Consider the following 23,493-nt stretch of genomic DNA (forward strand, 5'->3'; position numbering starts at 1 on the left):
TGAATCCCGCATCTTGGAACATTAAACCTTGAACCTTGAACGTTAAACCGAAAACCTCCCAACAATTTCACTCCTTGTATTGCATATTACAAATATATTTTCTAATTTTGCACCTCGAAATAATTAACAAATTCATTTAACATTATGAACAATTACGAAACTGTTTTCATTTTAACTCCCGTTCTATCTGAGTCACAGGTAGAGGAAGCAGTGAACAAGTATGTAGATCTTATCAAAGAAAAGAACTGCGAAATCGTTGCTAAAGAAAATTGGGGATTAAAAAAATTAGCTTACCCTATCCAATTGAAAAAGAATGGGTTTTACACTTTAATTGAGTTTAAAGGTGAAGGTACTGTAGTTGCTGATTTAGAATTGGCATTCAAGCGTGACGAGAGAGTAATCCGTTACCTGACTACAAAGCTTGACAAGCATGCTGTTGAGTACGCTGTAACTAGAAGAACTAAACTAAAAGCGGCTAAAGCTTAATTATTAACCCTATTTTTTAAAAAAGACAAGACATGGCAATAGATGAAATGGCTAAACAAGCCTCAGCTGGAGGAGAATCAGAAGTAAAATTCCTTACTCCGCTTGATATCAATACAAAATCTGAAAAGAAATATTGTAGATTCAAAAAATACGGAATTAAGCACGTTGATTACAAAGACGCTGATTTCTTATTACAGTTTGTAAACGAGCAAGGTAAAATTTTACCAAGAAGATACACCGGTACTTCTTTAAAATACCAAAGAAAAGTTTCTGCTGCAATCAAAAGAGCAAGACACCTTTCTTTACTACCTTACGTAGCTGACTTATTGAAATAAGACAAAAAAATAAATAAGAGAAGAGGGCAACCTCTTCTTTTGTTGCTGAATTAATTAAATAAATTCTAACGAAGGGATGGGAAACCCGGAACATAAAACCCGGAACCCGGAACTCTAAAACGGACAACAACAATGGATATCATCCTTAAAAAAGACGTAGAAAACTTAGGACTTGAGTTCGATACAGTAAGCGTAAAGCCTGGTTATGCAAGAAACTTCCTGATTCCTCAGGGATTTGCACTTTTGGCTACTCCAAAAAACAAAGCGGCTCTTGAGGCTACTTTGGAAGCAAGAAAAGAAGAAGAAGCTAAATTAATCGCTGCTGCGAATGGTGTAGTTGATCAATTGAAGAAAACTTCTATTACTATTCCTGCAAAAGTAGGTTCTGGTGATAAATTATTCGGATCTATCAACAATGCTGATCTTGCTGAAGCTTTAGGAAAAGCTGGTGTTTCTGTAGAGAAAAAATACATCAAAATTCCTGGTAACACAATCAAGAGAACTGGTAAATTCTCAGCTCTTATCAGACTTCACAGAAATGTTGAGTACAACTATGAATTCGACATCGTATCTGACGCTCCTGTAGTAGCTGCTCCAGCTGCTAAAAAAGAGGAAGTACAATCTGAAGAAGAAGCTTAATAAGCCGAGGATTTTCTCAACATACAAAACCACTTCGTTTGAAGTGGTTTTTTTCTGTATTCATGTTGAAAGTAAAATGTAGTAATGATGGTAGCGCTTTAGATAACTGACATTAGATCTCAAATATTAAGCGCTAGATATTAGTGTTGGTTGCTTTGAGGGCCTAAGCCACCGGATGTTTGTCTTAATTCAATACTTTCGCTCAAAACTCTAATACTTTCAAACTCTCAAACTCTACAGTCCTCCAACTTCTAATGACTCCCTTTCAGCTTCTGCTGATACTCCGTAGGCGGTATTCCAATGACTTTTTTGAAGATATTACTGAACGAAGAAAGGCTGTTATACCCTACCATCATCGCAATTTCATACATATTGTACTTTCCTTCCAACATAAGTTCCAGAGAACGTGTAATTCTTAACGCACGCAGAAAACGAACGTAATTCATTCCTAAAATCTCTTTAAATTTGCGGGAAAGGGTTCTTGTGCTCATTCCGAATTCTTTCGCCGTAGATTCAATGGTAAGCGGCTTTTCGAGGTTGGCATGAATGTATTTCGCAATCTTTAGCAGCGTTTCATCTTTAGGGAACGGATGCTGTACCGGAAAAGCCAGTTTTTTATCTCTCTTTTCTGGAAGAATTCCTTTCAGGGCTTTAAGGAAATAATATTTTGAAGTATCATTCTTTGTGATTTTCCCATCCCACTCTTTTGTGTATAAAATCATTTCTCTAAGCAGATGACTGACTGAATAAATATTAATTTCATCAAAAAAGCCATTTTCATTTTCTTCTTTTTTAAAGTAAAAATTGTAAAGATCCACCTTCGGGCTGGTTGAAAAAATATAATGAGGGGTTCCGGCAGGAATCCACATAAAGCATCTTGCCGGAAGATACCAGTGTCTGAGGTCTGTAAAAACATGAACGATTCCTCCTTCTGCATAGACCAGCTGCGCAGAACTGTGGTAATGCACATCCGTTGTTACATTGCCCGTAAGCACATGATAGACATAAAACTCTGCGTCTTCCTCTTCTACTGCTTTAAAATGGCTGTCATTCATCATGTAAAATTAAAAAGAAAAAATCAATTTGGCGTAAATGAACAAATCTTTTTCTGTTTTCACAAATAGGGTCAGATCACCCGGATCGTAACTTTGCCGAATCAAAATCATTTTAGCAAAAATCTTTTAATTACATTATGAATATGATATTTAACGCATGCAGATATCAGTGCATTGCGTTGTGCTTTCTGCTGACCGGCAGCTTTTTACACTCACAAATGACCGATTACAGCCATCTCAGCCTCCGGCAGGCAATAGAAACAGGCTTACAACACAACAAAAAAATTCAGATCAGCCATCTAAAACAGGAAATGGCAGTCACACGGGAAAAGGATCTGTCCATGGAAAAGCTTCCGGATGTTGAATTTCATACCAGCTATAACCAGGTGACCAATCTTTTCCAGCATCAGAACGGGTTTTTCAATAAGGCCACAAAATATGACGTGATCAACGGAATGTATGATTTTACCCTGTCTGCATCAATTCCGGTGTATATGGGTGGAAAAATTAAAAATAACGAAAAGAAAGCGTCCATAGACACTGAAATTTCAGCCTTAAAAGCCCATTTGGATGAAAGACAGCTTAAAATGGAGATCATCACAGCCTTTCTACAGATCCATCATCTGAAAGAGCAACAGAACCTTATCAACGATAAAATGAAGGAAGATTCTGTGAATATCAGACAGGTAAAAGCTTTAAAAGCTAACGGACTGGTAACGGCAAATGAAGTCCTTAGAACCTCTTTACAGCTTTCGAACCATACCATGAGCTGGACAGAACTGAATAATGATGTTCAAATAGCAGAGCATAAGCTTAAAACCCTTCTTTCCCTTCCGGAACGACAGGAAATGCATGTGGATACGGAAGATCTCATTTCTGAAAATGTAACGATTCCTTACATCGATGAATTGACTGAAACTGCTTTAGATAGAGATGAGTCCGCAGCAATGGCCCATAAAAACCTTTCCCTTAAAGAATTGGATCAGAAATTGATAAAGGCAAATTATTTACCGAAAATCACAGCCGGAGGCGAATATTTTACCAAATATCCGAATATGCTTTTTTTCCCTCCAGAACCTTATGCCTACCGCTTGGGAATGATTGGGGTAAATCTCACCTATCCCATCGAAAATCTGTATAAAAATAAATATAAAATGCAGGAAGCCCGGGAAAATATTCATCTGGCCCGGCTTCAGATTGAGGAAAATGAGGAGAGCATAAGACATACCGTTTATGAAGCTTTTAAAAAATTTGAAGAAACCGATCAGAAAATAAAAATTGCAGAAGAAGCCATCATCCAGGCTAAAGAAAACTACCGCATTGTAAAAACAAAATATGCGAATAAATTAAGCCTGATCACAGAACTCATTGATGCTGACAACGCTTATCTGGAAGCAGAATCCAATCTGATTTCCGTAAAAATCAACCGACAATTAAAATATTACCAGCTCCAGTACACTATTGGAAATCTATAAAAACTATGGCAAAGAAACAACTGACACAAAAGGAAAAAAGAATCAACAAAACCATCACCCTGCTGGCCTGGATCCTGATCATCAGCGGGATTACGGGAATGGTCAGCTTTTATCTTTTCTCAAGAAAAAATGTCACTACGAATGATGCACAGATCGAGCAGTATATCACCCCGGTTTCCAGTAAGGTTTCAGGATTTATCAAGACCATCCGGTTTGAAGAAAACCAGTTTGTGCATAAAGGGGATACTCTAATTGTGATCGATAACAGGGAGTTCGTCAATCAGGTGAAAATAGCTGAAGCCGGCCTTCATGCCAACACACAAAGCATTACCACCATTGAAAGTGGGGTCAATACTAAAGAAAGTGATTCAAAGATCATTGATGCCCGAATAGCTTCCGCCCAAATTGATATCTGGAAAACGGAACAGGATTTCAAGAGATACAAGAATCTAGTAGCAGAAGATGCCGCCACAGAACAGGAATTTGAAACCGTAAAAGCTTCCTACGAACAGTCCAAAGCCAATCTTTTAGCTCTGGAACAGCAGAAAAATGCCATAAGAGCGGGTGCCAGTGAGCAACAATCCAAAGTCGCTCCCGTAAAAAGCCAGATCCGGCAGAGTTCTGCAAGCCTCAGCAACGCCAGACTTTTCCTTTCCTATACCGTGATCACTGCTCCCTACGATGGCTGGGTTGGAAAAAAGACCATCCAGGAAGGACAGCTGATTAAAGAAGGTCAGGCGCTCGTACAAATTGTGAGTAAAGAAAAATGGATCATCGCGAATTACAAAGAAACCCAGCTCGGACAAATAGATTCACAGCAGGAGGTAACCATCACCGCAGATGCTTATCCCGATCTTGAATTTAAAGGAAAAGTGTTTTCCGTATCCCCCGCTTCAGGTTCCCAGTTTTCCCTGGTAAAACCCGACAATGCTACCGGAAACTTTGTCAAGATTGAACAGAGGTTCCCGGTGAAAATCATCCTCGATAATAATAAAAATAATGAAAAGCTTCTTTCCGGGATGAATGTTCTGGTGAGCGCGAAGAAAATTTAGCGAAAGGGCGAAAGGGTAAAAAGGCAAAACAGCGAATTCGCAAATTTGCGTTTACACACATCATCGTATCAACAAATTATCACATCATCACATCGACATGCAACACAACACCGTATATCGCAAATGGGTCCCGCAGTGGCTGAAGCTTCCGCTTCTGGTGCTGGCTTTGTTTCCTCACCTGATGCTTTTGTCGCTATTACACTCCAATAGTGCTTTCACGTCTTCTTTTATGGATGTGGATCCGGATGACATCCAGTATTTAATGATTTTAATGTATGGGACGTTTGTGGTTACGCTTCTGGTTTTACAGAGATTTATGGCCTATTTCAGCGTGAAGTATTATATCCTGCTTATGGCGTCTGTTTCTGTCATTATTTTGTATGCCTTATCTGTCACTAATAACTACCAGGTCATTCTGGTCATCCGTTTTCTGGAAGGCATCTTCGGGCTGCTGGAAGGTGCCATCTTCCTGCCTCTGATTATTGCAGAATTAAAAACCAGGCATGCCAAAGTAATTGCCTATCTTTTTATGTATACCATTATGCTGACGGGCGGTACCATCACCACATCCCTGCTGAAATCGAGCATTGAGGATTATGATTTCCAGCATATGATCCTGATGATAGTATATTTTCATGTATTTGTGCTCATCATCGGGATTGCGTTATTTAATACCAACCGGTTTTTTCCTAAGATGCCCTTGTATCAGCTGGATATTACAAGCTGGTTCCTGCTTTGGGCATGTCTTCAGTCCGGAGGTTATGCTATTATTTACGGTAAAAGACTCATGTGGCTGGAGTCCGACACCATTATTATGTGCGTTTTTATTTTCCTGCTTTCAGGAGGGTTATTTATGCTGAAACAGAGGAATTCCAAAAGGCCCATTTTTCATTTTGAAGTTTTTGGTTCAAAAAATGTTATTGCAGGGATGATCCTGTTTTTTATTTTCTACCTGATCCGTTCAGGATTGAATAATGTCTACAGCATTATGGCAATCGTCTGGAAATGGCCGTGGGATTATATCGTCAACATCCAGTACTGGAATGTAGCCGGAACTATTGTGGGGGTAATGATATCCGGAATTTGCCTGATACGCGGCGTTTCCTCAAGGATCGTTTTCTTTTCAGGTTTCCTGCTTCTGGCAATAGACTGTGCCTGGTTTACCTATACTTTTTATCCCGACACTACGCTTTCCACCATTTGCCCACCTCTGTTTTTGCAGGGAATTTCCCAGGGATTGCTGTTTACACCACTTGTTTTCTTTTTAATTTCCGGAATGCCGGAGCAATATGTGGCCAATGCAACCGCACTGGGAACTACCACCCGTTTCTGGACCACTGCCATTGGTTATGCTTTAATGCAAAATTTAATGTTGTTTCTAACGTTAAAACATTCCGACACGTTAAGCTCCGACCTAACCGATACTAATCCCGTTTTCTACAGCCAGTGGAGTCAGCTTTTCGGAGCCAATATCTCGAAACTTCCCGTCAATGAGTCTTTATCGGTGACCGCAGGAGCATTTAAAGCCAAAATAATGGCTCAATCCATCCTGCTTTCCAATATGGAAATTTTCACCGGCCTGTTCTGGCTGGCTTTGATTACTGCGTTCGCTCTACTGCTATACCATCCTGTAAAAATCGCAGTGAGGAATATTATGTAATTTTAGGCCGAAAATTTGCTGTACTTCCTGAAATTTGATCATATGGACATTCAGGAAACCGTATCCCGCCAGAAAGCATTCTTCAAAACACAGCAGACCAAGAATATCAAGTTCAGGAAAATGTATCTTGAAAAGCTCCGGGATATAATCATGAATAACGAAAATCTTTTGTACGAAGCTATTGACAAGGATTTCGGAAAATCGAAATTCGATACTTTTACAACTGAAATTTCTTTTGTTCTCAACGATATTAATTATTATCTGAAGAATTTGAATTCACTTTCAAAGCCTAAAAAAGTCAGAACAAACCTAGTGAATCAGATCGGGACAAGTAAAATCCATCAGGAACCTCTGGGCTGCATTCTGGTAATAGGTGCCTGGAATTATCCTTATCAACTATCTCTTTCTCCTATGATTGCGGCACTGGCTGCTGGAAACTGCTGTATTCTAAAGCCCAGCGAGATAGCGGAAAATACAATGAAAGCAATGTCCCAACTTATCAATGACAATTTTCCTCCAGAGTACCTCTATGTGTACGAAGGCGGTATTGATGAAACCACGGAACTTTTAAAAATCTCATTTGACAAGATATTTTTTACAGGAAGTACAAAAGTCGGGAAGATTGTATACCAAGCAGCTGCAGAAAATTTAACGCCTGTCGTTTTGGAATTAGGTGGAAAATCTCCCGCCATTGTCACCAAAGATGCCGATCTTGAGGTTGCAGCCAAAAGAATCGTGTGGGGAAAATTCCTCAATGCCGGACAGACCTGTGTAGCCCCCGATTATCTGCTTGTGGAAGAGTCCGTTCAGGAACAGTTTCTGGAAATGCTTAGAAAATACATCACAGAATTTAAATATACTGCAGATTCTGAACAATACACCAGAATTATTAACCGTAAAAATTTTGACCGGCTGATCCAACTGATCCAGAAGGATAAAATTTATTTCGGCGGAAATTATGATACTGAAAAACTCCATATAGAACCAACCATCCTTAATCCTGTTGAGTGGGAAGATGATGTGATGCAGGAAGAGATCTTCGGACCGATACTTCCGGTGATGGGTTTCACCAATTTTAACCTGGTTCTCAATACTATCCTTGAGCTGGAAAAACCTCTGGCGGCCTATCTTTTCACCCGGAATTCAGAGGAAAAAGAGGCGTTTACAACGAAATTATCTTTTGGCGGCGGGTGCATCAATGATGTGGTTATGCATCTGGGCAACGAGCGGCTGCCGTTTGGAGGTGTCGGTGCTTCGGGCATGGGAAGTTATCATGGACCGTATGGTTTTGAAGCCTTTTCGCATCAGAAAGCCATCCTTGAGAAAGCAACCTGGGGCGAACCTGATATAAAATACCCACCTTATTCTGAAAAGAAATTAAGCTGGATCAGGAAACTGCTGTAAATAAAAAACCGGGAAATTTCCCGGTTTTTGTTTATGATTTCGGAGCCCACTGATTAAAGAACTCTTTCACTTTTTCCTTACTATATCCTTTTCCTTCTTCCAGAACCGAACTGTCTTTCAACACATGAACCACTTTTCCGTTCTTATCGAGAACAATAAAAAACGGATAGCCCAGCTGTTCTTTAACATCAACATATTTGGAAAAAACTTTTTCATTTTTATTCTCAGGAGAATAATTCAAATGGTAATATACATAGTTCTTATCTACCGTTTCCTTCAACTCAGGCGTGGTCTGAACAAAATTATTAAAACGGAGACACCAGATGCACCAGTTTCCACCGGCCTGGATCATGACGTTCTTCCCTTCTTTTTTTGCTTTGGCAATTAATGTATTGATATCTGCTTCAGCATTGGATTTCGGGTCATACGGCTTGGGAAGTTTTGCCTTTTCCTCTCCTGCTTTTTTCTTCGCGTCCAGTTCTGCATGGTCAGCTTTTACCAGAAGGGCGTTATCCTTCTTTCTACCTTCCGGAACAATTGTAGTATTCTGGGCAAAACCAATGGCGCTTAATCCCAGAAAAGCTATGATTGACAATTTTTTCATAACATAAAAATAAAAAAAAATAACACTTATTGCAAGCAAAAATAGAACCATAATTTTATTATCACTAGATTTGCATGTTTTATGAATTTCCTTATCAAAATATTATATTTCATTTCAAAACTTCCGCTTAAAGTATTGTATATTTTTTCGGACGTTATATTTTTCCTGAATTATTATCTTGTAGGCTACCGGAAAAAGGTAATTACTCAAAATCTTCGTAATTCTTTTCCCGAAAAATCTGAAGAAGAAATCACGGGCATCAGAAAGAAATTCTATCTTAATTTCTCAGACTATCTGGTAGAGACCATAAAATCTTTCAGTATTTCTGAAACGGAAGCACGCGTAAGAATGCAGCATATCAACCAGGAACTGTTTCATGAAGCAAAAGCAGAAGGCAAAAACATTATCCTGCTGGCCGGGCATGTCTTTAACTGGGAATGGATCAATGCGCTTGCTACCATTATCCCGCAGAAACACTGCCATCCTGTTTACAGAAAAGTCAACAGCGATTTCTGGGAAAACCAGATGAAAAAAGTAAGAAACAAATTCGGAAATGAAGCACTGGAGGCCAATGAGGTGATTATGAACATCTTCCGATCTAAAAATGACGGTGAATCTGCCTATATGTTTGTAGCTGATCAGACGCCCCATGTAGCGCACGTTAATTACGGGCTGGAATTCCTGAACCAGAGAACTCCTGCATTCATCGGGTATGATAAGCTGGCTACCAGAATGGACCTTGCCTTTATTTACTGCGAAATGAAGAAGGTAAAACGGGGCTATTACCAGGTAAATTACCACAGAATTTATCCGGACGGAGAAAAATTCACAGAACATGAAGTGGTCAACAAATTCCATAAGCTTCTTGAAAACACCCTTCATAAAAGTCCCGACAACTATCTTTGGTCACACAGAAAATGGAAATATCAAAGCTCCATTAAAACTTTTGATGGCGATAAAAAATAAATCCCGATGTCTAAAAAATTAGCCGTTGTTATCCTGAACTGGAATGGTAAAAACTGGCTTGAGAAATTTCTTCCCAGTGTTATCCGCTTTTCTGAAAATTCAGATATTTATGTAATCGACAATCTTTCCACGGATGATTCTGTAGCGTTTGTGCAGAAGCAATTCCCTGTTGTAAAAATAGTTAAAAACACTAAGAATTATGGTTTTGCAGGCGGTTACAATGAAGGTTTAAAAGAAATTAAAAACGAATATTACTGCCTCCTCAATTCGGATGTGGAGGTTACTGAAAACTGGATCAATCCTGTATTGGACCTGTTTGAGAAAGATTCTTCCATTGCCGCTATACAGCCTAAAATTTTATCTTTTGATCATAAAAACAAATTTGAATTTGCCGGTGCAGGAGGTGGCCTTATCGATAATCTGGGTTATCCTTACTGCCGTGGGCGTGTATTTGATGATTTGGAAGAAGACTACGGACAGTATGATGATGAAACGGAGATTTTCTGGGCATCAGGCTGCAGTTTTTTTGTCCGGTCAAAGGATTTCTGGGAACAAAAGGGATTTGATGAGCGGTTTTTTGCCCATCAGGAAGAAATTGATCTTTGCTGGCGGTTCATTAATTCCGGGAAGAAAATTTTCTATACCGGAAAATCCAGGGTCTATCATGTAGGTGGCGGAACCCTGAACAAGCAGAGCGCGCAGAAAACCTATCTGAACATCAGAAATAACCTTTCCATGATGCTGAAAAACCTTCCCTTTCCAAGATTGGTTTGGTTAATTTTTTTCAGATTGTGTTTAGACGGAATTGCAGGAATCTATTTTGGCCTGAAAAACGGATTTCCACACCTTTGGGCGGTTGTAAGGGCCCATTTTGGATTTTATGCCCAGCTTCCCGGAACATGGAAACTGCGTCAGCAGCATCAGAAAACTGAATTCTACCAATCGGAATGGCTGATTTTTAAGTATTTTTTAGGTGGCAGGAAATAGGATTAGGGATTAGGGATTAGGGATTAGGGATTAGGGATTAGGGATTAGGGATTAGGGATTAGGGAAAATACAAATCTCTGAAATATCAAAGAACTTTTTTATGCTTACGGGAAAAATCCTTAACTTCAAAAACTTTAAACCCTGAACTTCTGAACATTAAACAAAACCCGCAACCAGCAACTTATCATTCACAACTCATAACTTATCACTCAAAAAAATGGACTTCTGCGCAATAGATTTTGAAACGGCAACACATGAAAAAAGCTCGGCATGCGAGATGGGAATTTGCGTGGTTCAGGATTCCAAAATCGTGGAAACGAGGACCTGGCTGATCAAACCACCCAGTTTCCCTTATTTCAGCAGATTCAATATTGACGTTCATGGAATTACTCCTGAAGATGTAAAGGATGCGCCTACCTTTGATGAAATATGGTATGAAGCGGAGGAAATGATGTACGGAAGCCTCATGATTGCCCACAATGCAAGCTTCGATGCAGGTGTTTTAAGGGGCTGCTTTCAACATTACGGGATGTTTACCCCAAAACTGAATTATCTGTGCAGCATACAGCTGGCTAAAAAATCTTGGAATTACCTTCCCAGATACGGACTGAAACACCTGGCAGAGCATCACCAGATCAGCCTGAATCACCACCGGGCGGGTGACGATGCGGAAGCTTGTGCAAAAATTTCACTCCTGGCTTTTGAAAAATTAATTATCACCGAAAATGAAGAAATACATGATTCTTTTTTAAACAGATATATTAAAAAACTATAACACCAACTTCATGAAAAAAATTTTACTTCCGGCTGTCTTCACTGTCAGCAGCTTATTTCAGGCACAAAGCTCAGAGCTAGTCAATACCACATGGTATCTGAGAAAAGTGGTAAAAACAATACCTCCTATATGCTTCCCCAGAACAGTGAGATGGGTTCTCCTACGATGACCTTCACTCCCACTCCGGGATCACCGGCAACCACCAACATGAGCAGCCCTGTATGTGGGGCCAGTATCTGGGGGATGATCTATCTGACGGAAATTACACCAAACAGCTTTGCTTTCTGGACCTATGGTGCAGGAGCCAATCAAACATGTACAATCCCTGAAAACATTAGTTTTTTCAATCAATACACGAATTATTTTGCATTCAATTCCACACAGCATAATTACCAGATTACCTATTCGGGAAATACAAAAAATTTAGTCGCTACCAATCATCTTGGAGACCAGGCTTTTTATGACAGCGGAGTTCTGGGAACGAAAGAAACTACAGTAAAAAATACCGCCGTAAAAATTTATCCAAATCCTGTAAAAAATGGTTTTATCGGAATAGAAGCCACTGATAGCATTGAATGGATTAAAGTTTATAGTTCCGAAGGAAAACTCATCCAGCAAAATTCTACAGATGACAAAATAGATGTTTCCAGCCTGCCCAAAGGAGGGTATTTTTTGGAAATCAAATCCCCGAAAGGAATAAGCAGACATCAATTCCTCAAAGAATAATACTAGTTGCTTAACACTTCAGACAACAGGTTGAATTTTGGGATCTCTATCTCGAAAGTTTCTTGGGTATCCAGGTTTTTAACAAGGTATTTTCCGCTCATACTGCCTACTCCGGACCGGAGCATCACATTGGAAAAATAAGAGAAATTTTCACCTATGGAAACCTCCGGTGTTAATCCGATCACACCATCACCTGTAATTTCTGTGTATCCAAAACCTACATCAAAGATGAGCCATTTCCTTTTCAGTACTTTAATAGGAAAGCTTCCGTCATTTTCTATGGTAATATTGTACTTAAAAACGTAACGGTTTTCGGAAGGATAACTGTTTTTACTATCATATTCAGGTATTACTGAAACTCTGATATTGGAAGTCACTTTTGAGAACATCACTTTAGTTTTTATAATAAATACAAAAATCTCGCCTTTTTAAGGCGAGATTATAAGTTATCTTAAAATTTTATTAAATTTTATAGTCCAAGGCCTTTTCTTTCGTCACCTCCCATTAGTATTTCAACAGGATTGTCGATACCTTCTTTTACCGCTACAAGGAATCCTACAGACTCTTTTCCGTCGATAATTCTGTGGTCATAAGACATAGCCACATACATCATTGGTCTGATCACCACCTGCCCGTCAACCGCTACCGGTCTCTGGATAATGTTGTGCATACCGAGGATTGCAGACTGAGGAGGGTTGATAATTGGAGTAGACATCATAGATCCGAAAGTACCTCCGTTTGTAATGGTAAATGTACCTCCCGTCATTTCATCTACTGTAATCTTCCCGTCTCTTACTTTAGTCGCAAGGTCCTTAATGTTGGCTTCAATAGATCCGAAAGACATGTTTTCTGCATTTCTCAACACAGGAACCATTAATCCTTTAGGACCTGAAACTGCTATTGAAATATCACAGAAATCATAGTTTACTTTGAAATCTCCGTCGATAGATGCGTTTACATCCGGATACATCTGTAAGGCTCTTGTTACCGCTTTTGTAAAGAAAGACATGAAACCAAGTCCTACTCCATGTTTCTGAGCGAATTCTTCCTTATACAGCTTTCTTAATCTGAAGATTTCAGACATGTCCACTTCATTGAAAGTAGTCAGCATCGCTGTTTCATTCTTTACAGATACTAATCTCTGAGCAATTTTTCTTCTTAGAACTGAAAGCTTGGTAGTAGTTGTAGATCTTGAACCTGTTGCTGTAAGAGGGCTTCCTCCCAATGCAGGAACTGCAGCCAGTTCTGCATCCGTTTTAGTGATTCTTCCGTCTCTTCCGCTTCCTGAAACCTGTCCGGCTTCGATACCTTTTTCATCAAGGATCTTTTTAGCAGCAGGAGATGGAGCTCCCGTAGCATAAGTTTGTGCAGCAGCAGCCGGAGCAGCAGGTTTTGGAGCCTCCTGTTTAGCCGGTTCAGCAGCTTTCGGCGCTTCTTCCTGTTTTGGAGCTTCAGCAGCAGGTGCACTTGCTCCTGCAGGTTTTGCAGCATCCATATCAATTAAACAAACTACCTGGCCAACCTGTACTACATCACCCTCTTCTGCTTTTAGCGTAATCACACCGCTTTGTTCAGCAGGTAATTCAAGAGTTGCTTTATCTGAGTCTACTTCTGCGATAGGCTGATCTTTTTCTACATAATCACCATCTTTCACAAGCCAAGTTGCAATTTCAACTTCTGTAATGGATTCTCCCGGTGAAGGAACTTTCATTTCTAAAACTGACATATTGAGTATTTTTTATTTTTTTAATTGAATATTATTCTTAATTATACGGTAACGGGTCTTTTTACAGGTGCATCATCTCTGTCGAAAACTCTGTTGATCACAGCATTCTGGCTCTTCTCAAACATTTTGTGGCTACCCGGAGCCGGAGCACCGCTTGGTACCGGAGCTACTACCTGGATTCCTGTATCTCTGAAGTTTCTCAGGATATAAGACCATGCTCCCATATTTTCAGGTTCTTCCTGGGCCCAGATCAACTGTGTTCTGCTGTCATATTTACTTAAGATAGCGTCTATAGCATCAGCCTGAAGCGGATACAGCTGCTCCAGTCTTACCAGTGCAATATTTTCACAGTTAAGCTCTTCTTTCTTCGCTAATAACTCGAAGTATAATTTACCGGAACAAAGCACCAGTTTTTCTACTTTTTTAGCATCTGCTGCAGGATCATCCAATACCGGCTGGAATGCACCATTCGCAAAATCTTCAAGCGGAGAAACCACTTTCGGGTGTCTCAATAAAGATTTAGGGCTCATTACGATCAACGGTTTTCTGAATGACCATTTAAGCTGTCTTCTTAATAAGTGGAAATAGTTGGCTGGTGAAGTCACATTAGCAACCACCATATTTTCGTTCGCACAAAGCGTTAAGAATCTTTCTAATCTTGCTGAAGAGTGTTCTGCCCCCTGACCTTCTGAACCGTGAGGCAATAACATCACCAATCCGTCCTGGATTTTCCATTTTTCTTCTGCAGCAGCCAGATACTGGTCTACGATGATCTGAGCACCGTTCACAAAGTCTCCGAACTGCGCTTCCCAGATGGTCAGTGTATTAGGGGAAACCATGGCATATCCATAGTCAAAACCTAATACCCCATATTCTGAAAGGTGCGAGTTGTATACATCAAATCGGCTTTCTGAAATATGTCTTAACGGGATATATTCTTCTTCGGTATCTTCTGTTTTCACTACCGCATGTCTGTGGGAGAATGTTCCTCTTTCCACATCTTCTCCGGATATTCTTACATTGTGCCCTTCTACAAGAAGCGTAGCATAAGCCAGCCATTCTCCAAGTGCCCAGTCCAGTGAATTTCCATCGATAGCCTTCAGACGGTTTTCGAATAATCTCGTGATCTTATTGATGAACTTTTTGTCAGCAGGAAGAGTTGACATTTTAACTGCCAGCTCTTTCAGCTTCGCCAGGTCATATTTTGTATCTACAGGAAGCTGAACAGCCCCCCTTTTCCCGATTGGGTAGTTGGTCCAGTCGTCCGCCATGAATACATCCATAACATTCTTCTCGATCTCTTTGGAAGCATCAAAGTCTTTATCTAAAAGCGCTTTGAATTCAGTTTCCATTTTTGCGATAAGATCATTGGACGTAATGCTGTCCTTCAATAATTTATCTTTGTAGATTTCTCTCGGGTTCGGGTGTTTTGAGATTAATTTATACAGGTTAGGCTGCGTAAATCTTGGCTCATCACCTTCGTTATGCCCGTATTTTCTATATCCTAAAAGGTCAATATAAACATCTTTTCCAAATTTCGCTCTGAAATCTGCTGCGAAATGCATGGCGTGAACCACTGCTTCGGCATCGTCTGCATTAACGTGCATTACCGGAGATTCCGTTACTTTTGCGATATCTGTACAATAAGTGGAAGATCTGGCATCAGCATAGTTCGTGGTAAAGGAAACCTGGTTGTTCACTACAATATGAACCGTTCCGCCCGTTCTGTATCCTTCAAGGGTCATCATCTGAGCCACTTCATAAGCAATACCCTGACCAGCTAACGCACCGTCACCGTGAATAACAATCGGTAAGATTTTAGAACCGTCACCTTTGTATTTATCATCAATTTTCGCACGACAGATCCCTTCTACAAGGGCAGCTACCGTTTCAAGGTGAGACGGGTTCGGGGTAAGGTTGATCGCCACTTCTTCACCGGAAGCTGTTTTTACAATTTTAGATGATCCTAAGTGATATTTAACATCCCCTGAGAACACATCCTCTTCAAACTCTTTTCCTTCAAATTCCGAGAAGATCTGCTTGTACGATTTTCCGAAAATATTGGTCAATACATTCAGTCTTCCTCTGTGGGCCATTCCCAATACCACTTCATCCACTCCCAGCTGTGAAGATCTTGAAATCAGCTGATCCAAAGCAGGAATCAACGTTTCACCTCCTTCCAGTGAGAATCTTTTCTGGCCTACAAATTTTGTGTGAAGATAATTTTCAAAAGCAACCGCCTGATTTAATTTTAATAAAATCTCAGTTTTTTCATTCGCGGAAAGACTCGGGTGATTTTCGTTCACCTGAAGCCACTTCTTAATGAAATCTTTTTCTTCAACGTTGTTGATGTATGTATATTCCACCCCGATAGAATCGCAGTAGATGTTTTCAAGGTGAGTAATCAGTTCCTGTAGTGTGGCAGGCTCTTTCATTCCTGTTTCAACAGCACAGTTGAATTTTGTATTTAAATCCTCCTTGCTCAGACCGAAGTTTTCAATGTCTAAGGTCGGTGTATAGTGTCTTCTTTCTCTAACCGGGTTTGTTTTGGTAAACAGGTGCCCTCTCGTTCTGTAAGCTTCGATAAGGTTAACTACCTTAAACTCTTTCTTGATGTGCTCAGGAACTTCTCCTCCGGCTACTGCCTGAGAGATTTGCTGTACTGCAGGAGCAGCATTGGCCGGAGCCTGGATGTATTGAATGTTATCATCATCTCCATAGTTCTCCAAAGCAAAATCGAAACCTTGAAAAAAGGCTTTCCATGAAGGCTCTAAAGAATCCGGGAATTTTAAGTACTGTTGGTATAAATCCTCAATTAACTGAGAATGAGCTGCGTTTAGGAATGAAAATCTGTCCATTATTACAGTTTATCTATTATTAAAATTTATTTGTAGAATTAATCTTCAAATTTAATAAAAAAAACCGAGTTAAGACAGCCTGAGACCGTTAAAAAATATTAAGAAAAAAATAATCAAAAAAAAATTACTTAAACACTGATAATGAGAGCTTCATATTTACTTCCTGCCCTTCAACGGGACGTTCAATAAAGGTCTGACGGATATCTCCGAAGCGCATTTCGTCTTTTTTCGCCTTCTGAATCAGCTGCTGAACTGCCCGAATTCTGCCCTCGTAATTTCCTTTGTAATAGATCACGTAATTTTGGGATGGATTTACCGTCCGGAAACTGAAATTATTGTCCGTAACCCCGAACTTTTTTGAAAGCGGAATTCCCAGGAAATAGGAAACCTCTTTGTCTTTATAGTTATCCGCATCGGTGATCAGTACCGGAAAGCCGAATTCATCGTCTTTTTTACCCAGATCCATCGTGATATAGTTATAAATCTTACTGTAATTCATCACGATATTTTTGTACAGTGCTTCTTTCTTGTTGGATGCACTTACATTGATCCCCAAAAGCAGTTTATCCTCTTCATTTTCCACCATCAGACTGTCGTATTTGATGGAAGCCATCTGGTTGTCTTTTTCCACTTTATTGCCCAGCACGTTCTTGAGATTCACCATGCTTTTATCGATATTTTCTGCGAACCGGTCTTCCGTCCAGAAATTCTCCACCCTTCTCAGCACAGAAAGTTTGGGAGTATGCACATGCCAGGTTATTTTTGTTCTTTCTGCAGACACCGGCTTAAACTGAACATCCACTACGGTAGGGTTCTCGTTTCTGTCTTCAAAAAGCTGGTATCTGAGGCTTTTGGCAGGATTTTCATACCGGATGAACATTTCCCCGTCTGTATCATTTTTCGGATCTACATAGCTGATGGCGCTTCCCTGCCCTTCGTACGGAGTATAGTAATCTATATCGATAGTCGGTGAGCTCGTGAAAAAATTGTTCCAGCGGGTGAAATGCTGGAGATTATTAAACTGGGAAAAGACCTTATCCAGCGGATAATCAATCTCTTTTTCAATTTTGAAATCTTTATTTTCATCCACGAAATAATACATGGAAGCAGCATAAGCTCCTACCAGCAGAACAAGAATCAGGGCTGTAATTTTAAAAAAACGCATCACACAAAAGTAATACAAATAAAAAAAGTGACCAATATGTTGATCACTCTAGTTTTATGTTTAACACTCATTAACCGGATTGAAGTTTAAAGCAGGAAGATGGATGAGGGAAGATGGAAGTTTATATCCTGACTTAATTGATTTTTAGTCTTAAATTAACTGTTTAAACAAAGTTTAAAAGTTATTAGGAACAATCTGAGTGATTCTTTTCAGCTTCAGTACGTCCCTCATCCAGCTTCCAGCTTCCTTCTTATCCTATATGTGTTCCTGAAGGAAGCACTGCTCCTTTTTTGACCACTACGATGCCATCCTGAACGGAATGGGTTCCGTAATCTCCATCCGGAAGGTGTTTTCCGCCGATGATCTTTACATTATCTCCGATATAACAGTTTTTATCAAGAATTGCTTTTTCAATATAGCAGTATTTTCCGATCCCCATATTAGGACGTCCGTTTCTGTCGTTGAGGACAATTTCTGTGGTATTCTGGTAAAAATCGGCACCCATAACGTAGGAATTTACAATGGTGCTTCCTTTATCGATTCTGGTTCTGTTTCCGATCACGGAGTTTTCAATCTTATCCGCCATGATGATGCAGCCGTCTCCAAAAACGGCTTTGCTTACATAAGAACCGTTGATTTTTGAAGGTGGAAGCATCCTTGCCCTGGTATAGATAGGTGAAGAAGAGAACAGGTTAAACTGCGGAAGATCCTGGCAAAGGTCAAGATTCGCTTCATAAAAAGACTCTATGGTTCCTATATCTGTCCAGTATCCTTCATACTGATAGCTCAATGTTTTGTACTTCCCTATGGAATTAGGAATAATATCCTTTCCGAAATCATCCCCTGCCCCTTCATCAAACATTTTTTTAAGGATTGTTCTCGTAAAAATATAGATTCCCATTGAAGCCAGGTATTCTTTTCCTTTGTGCTTATTTTCTTCGGAAACTTCGGATTTCAGGCCATCCAGTATATCGTATTCCGGTTTTTCGTAGAAAGAAGTGATATTCCCTTCATCATCAGATTTCAGGATTCCGAAGCCTGTAGCATCTTTTGCAACGACGGGAATGGTGGCAATGGTGAGATCACCTCCGTTTTCAATATGAAAATCCAGCATTTCCCTGAAATCCATCTGATACAGCTGGTCTCCGGAAAGAATCAGGATATAGTCATAATCATACTTTTCCAGGTGCTTCATAGACTGACGCACCGCATCTGCCGTTCCCTGGTACCAGCTTTCATTTTCCACATTCTGCTCGGCCGCCAGGATATCCACAAAGCCTTTGCTGAAAATATCGAAGTGATACGAATTTTTGATATGTGAGTTCAAAGAAGCTGAATTAAACTGGGTTAGTACCAGAATCTTATTCAGCCCCGAGTTCAGACAGTTGGAAATAGGAATATCTACCAACCTGTATTTTCCTGCAATAGGAACTGCCGGTTTTGATCTCGAATATGTCAACGGGAATAATCTTGTCCCTCTGCCGCCTCCCAAAACAATGGAGATTACATTTCGTTTCATAAGTATATTGCGTTTTATTGTATTAAATTTACTGTTCTATTCTTGGTATTTACTGCTAATCTAAAGCATTCTTTATTTTCATATCTGAGGTCATTATTGTAAACAATGACTTTAAACTCACCCTGGTCATTAAGTTCAAACACTTCTTTATCCAGATTATAGATCTCAATATAATGCTTTTTAAGTTCATCTCTGAATAATTTATTGGTGATCAGAACATCCATTACATCTACTTTCTTCATCATGAAATTATCAATATCATTATTGTATTTCTCTCTCCAGCCTTTTCCCAATTTTTCTTCAATGGCTGTATAGGTCTTTTTATTTTGTATATCCACGCTGTCCATCAGTTTCTGATCAATCATACATCCGGAAACAGCATGGTATTTAATTTTCCATTTTTCTGAAACTCCTTCTGCTGCCTCGAAAAAATCCATGTTTGGATATCCATACGTATAAATCCAGTAATATTCTCCATGATAACTGCCCTGATCTTCTTTTTTGCATGAAAAAAGAACGGTCATTGCCATCAGAAGAAAACCGGAAAATTTCATATGTATCAGTTATTGTATAAAGCTATATATTTTTCTGCAGATTTCTCCCATGCAAAATCAAAATTCATATTGGCCTGGATAAGGTCTTCCATCACGCCTTTCTGGTTATAAATTGCCAGCGCTCTGTTCATCGCATGGACAATATCATCTACTCCCGGATAGGTAAAATTCAGTCCTGCCCCTCCGGTAGAAATATCTTCCACAGTATCCCGGAGCCCTCCGGTGTACCTTACTACAGGAACCGTACCATACCTCATGGAATACATCTGATTCAATCCGCAAGGTTCCACTCTTGACGGCATCAGCAGGAAATCTGCAGAAGCGTATATCTTGTGGGAAAGATGCTCTTTATACCCCAGATCCAATGCAAAATTGGTGTAGGTATGCTGATATTCCTTAAGTTTATTTTCAATATAGCTGTTCCCGGAACCTAAAATCATAATATTTAAAGCACCATAGCTCTGTTTAATACTTCTCCACACCACATCCGGCAGAAAATCTGCTCCTTTTTCCGTGGCAAATCTTCCAATGAAAGCGAAAAGAGGAAGCTCGGGTTTCAAACCGTATTCTTTACAAAGTTTTTCTTTGTTTTTCTTCTTCTGCGCTACCGCATTTTTTACATTAAAATTAAAATCCAGCATCGGGTCTGTTTCAGGATTCCAGACTTCCGTGTCAATTCCGTTAATGATTCCATAAGCTTTCCCGAATTCTTCACGCACCAGGCTTTCAAGCCCCCGGAAACTGATGAAAAGCTCTTCCAGATAGCCTTCGGACACCGTCGTAAAAGCATCCGAACATTTGATCATGCTGGCAAGCGGGTTCATATAGCCGTTCCAGTCCATTAAGCCCCATTTATAGGAATCAAAGGAAGGCATATAATTAGCCATATTCCAGCTCATCATTCCCTGGTATTCTCCGTTGTGGATGGTTCCGATGGTCTTTACCCCATTCAGGAATTCAAATTCCGGACAATGTTTGGTCATAAATGGCACCAATCCCGTATGATAATCGTGGCAATGCAATACATCCGGACGGATCTTCATCGCACTCAGCCAATGCAGTACACCATGCTGGAATGCCAGAAACTGGTAGCTTTCATCCTGATAGCCATAAGGGTTATCCCGGTCCAGCAGACCCGGAATTTTCACCATATACAGCTCAAATCCCAAAGCATCTGTTTTTTCCTTCAACACCTGTACCTGCAGCATATTTTCCCCCTGATGGATAAAACCGTCAAAAACAATGTCAAATTCATGCTCGTGAACGAAAGGCTTATTGTACCAAGGCATCACTACCTTAGCTTCTATTCCTTTTATTTTATTCTGATATTTGGGCAGTGCTCCTACAACATCCGCAAGACCCCCTACTTTTGCTACCGGATAACATTCTGTACTTAAGTGATATATTACCATTGTTTTAGTTTCATTTGTATTCTTTCTTTTCATTTTCGGACGTCAGCATTAGTATTACTTTTTATGTTTTATTCGGTGTAATTTATACTTTTTATCTTTTTTCTGGCGCAAAATAATTCCTGCCAGCGGAGGAAGCTTTAAGGTCACCGCTTTGGGATGTCTCATCCAATCTTCGTACCGTTCATTCAGAATTTCAGCCTGAATCCCGCTTCCGCTGTATTGCTCATCGTCAGAATTAAAAACAACTTCCCAATGGGTCCCTGCATTCACCCCGATGGTGTAGTCCAGAACTTCCGGTTTTAAATTTAAAACCACCATCAACACATCATCCCTTCTCTTGCCCTTTCTGAGATAAACATACACAGAATTTTCCAGGTCGTCTGCTTCGACCCACTCAAAACCGTTTTTATCAAACTGATTTTCATATAAGGCAGATTCATCCCTGTACAAATGGTTCAGGTCTTTGACCAAATTCTGCATTCCTTTGTGTACCGGATACTGCAGCAAATGCCAATCGAGGCTTCTGGTGAAATTCCATTCTCCGGTCTGTGCAAATTCATCTCCCATAAAGAGCAGCTTGGCTCCCGGATGGGTATACATATAGACATACAGGGCGCGGAGATTGGCAAATTTCTGCCATTCGTCACCCGGCATTTTATAGATCAGGCTTGCTTTTCCGTGAACCACTTCATCATGAGACAAAGGCATCATATAATTCTCATTATACATATACACGGATGCAAAAGTGATTTTATGGTGATGGTATTTCCGGTTTTCCGGATATTCCTTGAAATAGTCCAAAGTATCATGCATCCAGCCCATCATCCACTTCATTCCGAAGCCTACCCCTCCGTCATGAACGGGTTTTGTAAGCAATGGAAAATCAGAACTTTCTTCCGCTATGGTGATGATGCTGTCTCCGAATTCTTTATACACCGCCGTATTGAATTCCTGAAGGAAAGCTTTAGCCTCCAGGTTTACATTTCCGCCTTCAATATTGGGTTCCCACTCCCCTTCATTCCTGGAATAATCAAGATGAAGCATGGAAGTAACCGCATCCACACGAAGCCCGTCTGCGTGATAGCGTGTGAGCCAGAACATGGCATTGGAAATCAGGAAAGATTTGACTTCGTTTCTTCCATAATTGAAAATATAGGATTTCCAGTCCGGGTGAAAGCCTTTTCTGGGATCTTCGTGTTCATAAAGATAAGAACCGTCAAAACGGTGCAGCCCGTTGGCATCCCCCGGAAAATGTGAAGGTACCCAATCCAGAATCACGCCAATGTCATTTTTATGCAGCTGATCAATCAGATACATCAGATCCTGCGGTGATCCGAATCTTGAAGTTGCAGCATAAAATCCCGTAATCTGATAGCCCCAGCTCGGATCATACGGATATTCCATTACCGGCATGAACTCTACGTGGGTAAAACCCATTTCTTTTACATAAGGAACCAGTTTTCCTGCAATATCACGGTAGTTTAAATATCTGTCCGGTGCACTGCCTTCCCTGACCCATGAACCCAAATGAAGCTCATAAACAGATAATGGGGCATCCAGACTGTTTATTTTCCAGCGTTTTTCCATCCATTCTTCATCACCCCACTCATACCAGGTGGTGGAAACCAATGATGCAGCCTGCAAATTCTGCTCCCAACTTAAAGCATAGGGATCACTTTTTTCAAGAATTTCACCTCTGGCAGTTTCTACCGCATATTTATACAAAGTACCCCAGGTGAGCCCGGCAATAAAGCCTTCCCAAATTCCTGATCCGTCCCATCTCGGGAACAGAATATGATCCTTGTGATTCCAGTTATTGAAATTTCCGATGACAGAAACTTTTTTTGCGTTGGGAGCCCATACCGAAAAATAGACGCCTTTCAGCCCATCTTTTTCTACAGAATGCGCTCCGAATTTCCCATACAGCTTATAATGCCTTCCTTCCTTAAAAAGGTAGACATCGTGGTCTGTGAACAGCGTATAGGTTTTTACAGAATTCATCAAGATAACGTTGTACTTTATTTTTCTCTGAAACTACGAAAATTCCGTGCAATAACGGTTAATAATTAATCAAATTATTATTATGTTAATTAAC

General features: G+C 40.1%; 21 protein-coding genes. 11 read left to right on the forward strand and 10 right to left on the reverse strand.

Annotation, left to right across the window (positions count from 1 at the left end):
- Positions 1-144: 144 nt before the first annotated feature.
- From rpsF to rplI, 3 genes are all read left to right on the forward strand, one after another.
- On the forward strand, positions 145-486 hold the full coding sequence (gene rpsF, locus B7E04_RS15400) for a 30S ribosomal protein S6 (protein ID WP_062647331.1): 342 nt from the start codon (positions 145-147) through the stop codon (positions 484-486).
- Positions 487-518: 32 nt separating this feature from the next.
- On the forward strand, positions 519-821 hold the full coding sequence (rpsR, locus tag B7E04_RS15405) for a 30S ribosomal protein S18 (RefSeq protein ID WP_034706728.1): 303 nt from the start codon (positions 519-521) through the stop codon (positions 819-821).
- Between the two features lie 132 nt (positions 822-953).
- Positions 954-1,460 (forward strand): 50S ribosomal protein L9, encoded by a 507-nt coding sequence (rplI, locus tag B7E04_RS15410; RefSeq protein WP_080779420.1) that lies wholly within the window; start codon positions 954-956, stop codon positions 1,458-1,460.
- Positions 1,461-1,711: 251 nt separating this feature from the next.
- On the opposite strand, the gene B7E04_RS15415 is transcribed toward rplI, so the two are convergent.
- A complete protein-coding gene (locus B7E04_RS15415) occupies positions 1,712-2,518 on the reverse strand; it encodes a helix-turn-helix domain-containing protein (protein ID WP_080779421.1) in 807 nt (268 codons plus the stop codon).
- A 134-nt stretch (positions 2,519-2,652) separates the two neighbouring features.
- On the opposite strand from B7E04_RS15415, the gene B7E04_RS15420 reads away from it, so the two are divergent.
- The 4 genes from B7E04_RS15420 (at position 2,653) to B7E04_RS15435 (ending at position 8,106) form a co-directional block, all read left to right on the forward strand.
- Positions 2,653-3,990 (forward strand): TolC family protein, encoded by a 1,338-nt coding sequence (locus B7E04_RS15420; RefSeq protein WP_228439952.1) that lies wholly within the window; start codon positions 2,653-2,655, stop codon positions 3,988-3,990.
- A gap of 5 nt (positions 3,991-3,995) precedes the next feature.
- The gene (locus tag B7E04_RS15425) at positions 3,996-5,042 is read left to right on the forward strand and encodes an HlyD family secretion protein (RefSeq protein WP_080779423.1); all 1,047 of its coding nucleotides are present in this window, start codon (positions 3,996-3,998) and stop codon (positions 5,040-5,042) included.
- A 97-nt stretch (positions 5,043-5,139) separates the two neighbouring features.
- Positions 5,140-6,702 carry an MFS transporter gene (locus B7E04_RS15430; protein WP_080779424.1) on the forward strand — a complete coding sequence of 521 codons (1,563 nt, stop codon included), beginning with the start codon at positions 5,140-5,142 and terminating at the stop codon, positions 6,700-6,702.
- 42 nt (positions 6,703-6,744) lie between these two features.
- Positions 6,745-8,106 carry an aldehyde dehydrogenase gene (locus B7E04_RS15435; protein ID WP_080779425.1) on the forward strand — a complete coding sequence of 454 codons (1,362 nt, stop codon included), beginning with the start codon at positions 6,745-6,747 and terminating at the stop codon, positions 8,104-8,106.
- 31 nt (positions 8,107-8,137) lie between these two features.
- Here the strand turns inward: B7E04_RS15435 and B7E04_RS15440 are convergent, their stop codons facing one another.
- Positions 8,138-8,710, reverse strand: coding sequence for a thioredoxin family protein (locus B7E04_RS15440; RefSeq protein WP_080779426.1), 573 nt, complete (start codon positions 8,708-8,710; stop codon positions 8,138-8,140).
- Between the two features lie 81 nt (positions 8,711-8,791).
- Here B7E04_RS15440 and B7E04_RS15445 point away from each other — a divergent pair, with 81 nt between their 5' ends.
- The 4 genes from B7E04_RS15445 (at position 8,792) to B7E04_RS15460 (ending at position 12,164) form a co-directional block, all read left to right on the forward strand.
- On the forward strand, positions 8,792-9,676 hold the full coding sequence (locus tag B7E04_RS15445; protein WP_080779427.1) for a lysophospholipid acyltransferase family protein: 885 nt from the start codon (positions 8,792-8,794) through the stop codon (positions 9,674-9,676).
- 6 nt (positions 9,677-9,682) lie between these two features.
- A complete protein-coding gene (locus B7E04_RS15450; RefSeq protein ID WP_080779428.1) occupies positions 9,683-10,663 on the forward strand; it encodes a glycosyltransferase family 2 protein in 981 nt (326 codons plus the stop codon).
- Positions 10,664-10,880: 217 nt separating this feature from the next.
- Entirely contained in the window at positions 10,881-11,438 is a 558-nt protein-coding gene (locus B7E04_RS15455) for a 3'-5' exonuclease (protein ID WP_080779429.1), read from the forward strand.
- Between the two features lie 90 nt (positions 11,439-11,528).
- Complete coding sequence (locus B7E04_RS15460; protein WP_080779430.1) at positions 11,529-12,164, forward strand: T9SS type A sorting domain-containing protein; 636 nt, start codon at positions 11,529-11,531, stop codon at positions 12,162-12,164.
- Between the two features lie 2 nt (positions 12,165-12,166).
- Here B7E04_RS15460 and apaG read toward each other — a convergent pair whose 3' ends face one another.
- From apaG to glgB, 8 genes are all read right to left on the reverse strand, one after another.
- A complete protein-coding gene (apaG, locus tag B7E04_RS15465) occupies positions 12,167-12,553 on the reverse strand; it encodes a Co2+/Mg2+ efflux protein ApaG (RefSeq protein WP_185117082.1) in 387 nt (128 codons plus the stop codon).
- Positions 12,554-12,633: 80 nt separating this feature from the next.
- Complete coding sequence (gene odhB / locus B7E04_RS15470; protein ID WP_062647358.1) at positions 12,634-13,890, reverse strand: 2-oxoglutarate dehydrogenase complex dihydrolipoyllysine-residue succinyltransferase; 1,257 nt, start codon at positions 13,888-13,890, stop codon at positions 12,634-12,636.
- Between the two features lie 41 nt (positions 13,891-13,931).
- Entirely contained in the window at positions 13,932-16,748 is a 2,817-nt protein-coding gene (locus tag B7E04_RS15475) for a 2-oxoglutarate dehydrogenase E1 component (protein WP_080779432.1), read from the reverse strand.
- Between the two features lie 124 nt (positions 16,749-16,872).
- Complete coding sequence (locus B7E04_RS15480) at positions 16,873-17,913, reverse strand: SRPBCC domain-containing protein (protein WP_080779433.1); 1,041 nt, start codon at positions 17,911-17,913, stop codon at positions 16,873-16,875.
- 250 nt (positions 17,914-18,163) lie between these two features.
- A complete protein-coding gene (locus tag B7E04_RS15485; RefSeq protein WP_080779434.1) occupies positions 18,164-19,432 on the reverse strand; it encodes a glucose-1-phosphate adenylyltransferase in 1,269 nt (422 codons plus the stop codon).
- A 14-nt stretch (positions 19,433-19,446) separates the two neighbouring features.
- Positions 19,447-19,986, reverse strand: coding sequence for an FEKKY domain-containing protein (locus tag B7E04_RS15490; protein ID WP_080779435.1), 540 nt, complete (start codon positions 19,984-19,986; stop codon positions 19,447-19,449).
- A 5-nt stretch (positions 19,987-19,991) separates the two neighbouring features.
- Positions 19,992-21,398, reverse strand: a complete 1,407-nt coding sequence (locus B7E04_RS15495; protein WP_080780710.1) for a glycogen synthase — start codon at positions 21,396-21,398, stop codon at positions 19,992-19,994.
- 54 nt (positions 21,399-21,452) lie between these two features.
- A complete protein-coding gene (glgB, locus tag B7E04_RS15500) occupies positions 21,453-23,399 on the reverse strand; it encodes a 1,4-alpha-glucan branching protein GlgB (protein WP_080780711.1) in 1,947 nt (648 codons plus the stop codon).
- Positions 23,400-23,493 lie beyond the last annotated feature (94 nt).

Source organism: Chryseobacterium phocaeense (assembly GCF_900169075.1).
Lineage (GTDB): Bacteria > Bacteroidota > Bacteroidia > Flavobacteriales > Weeksellaceae > Chryseobacterium > Chryseobacterium phocaeense.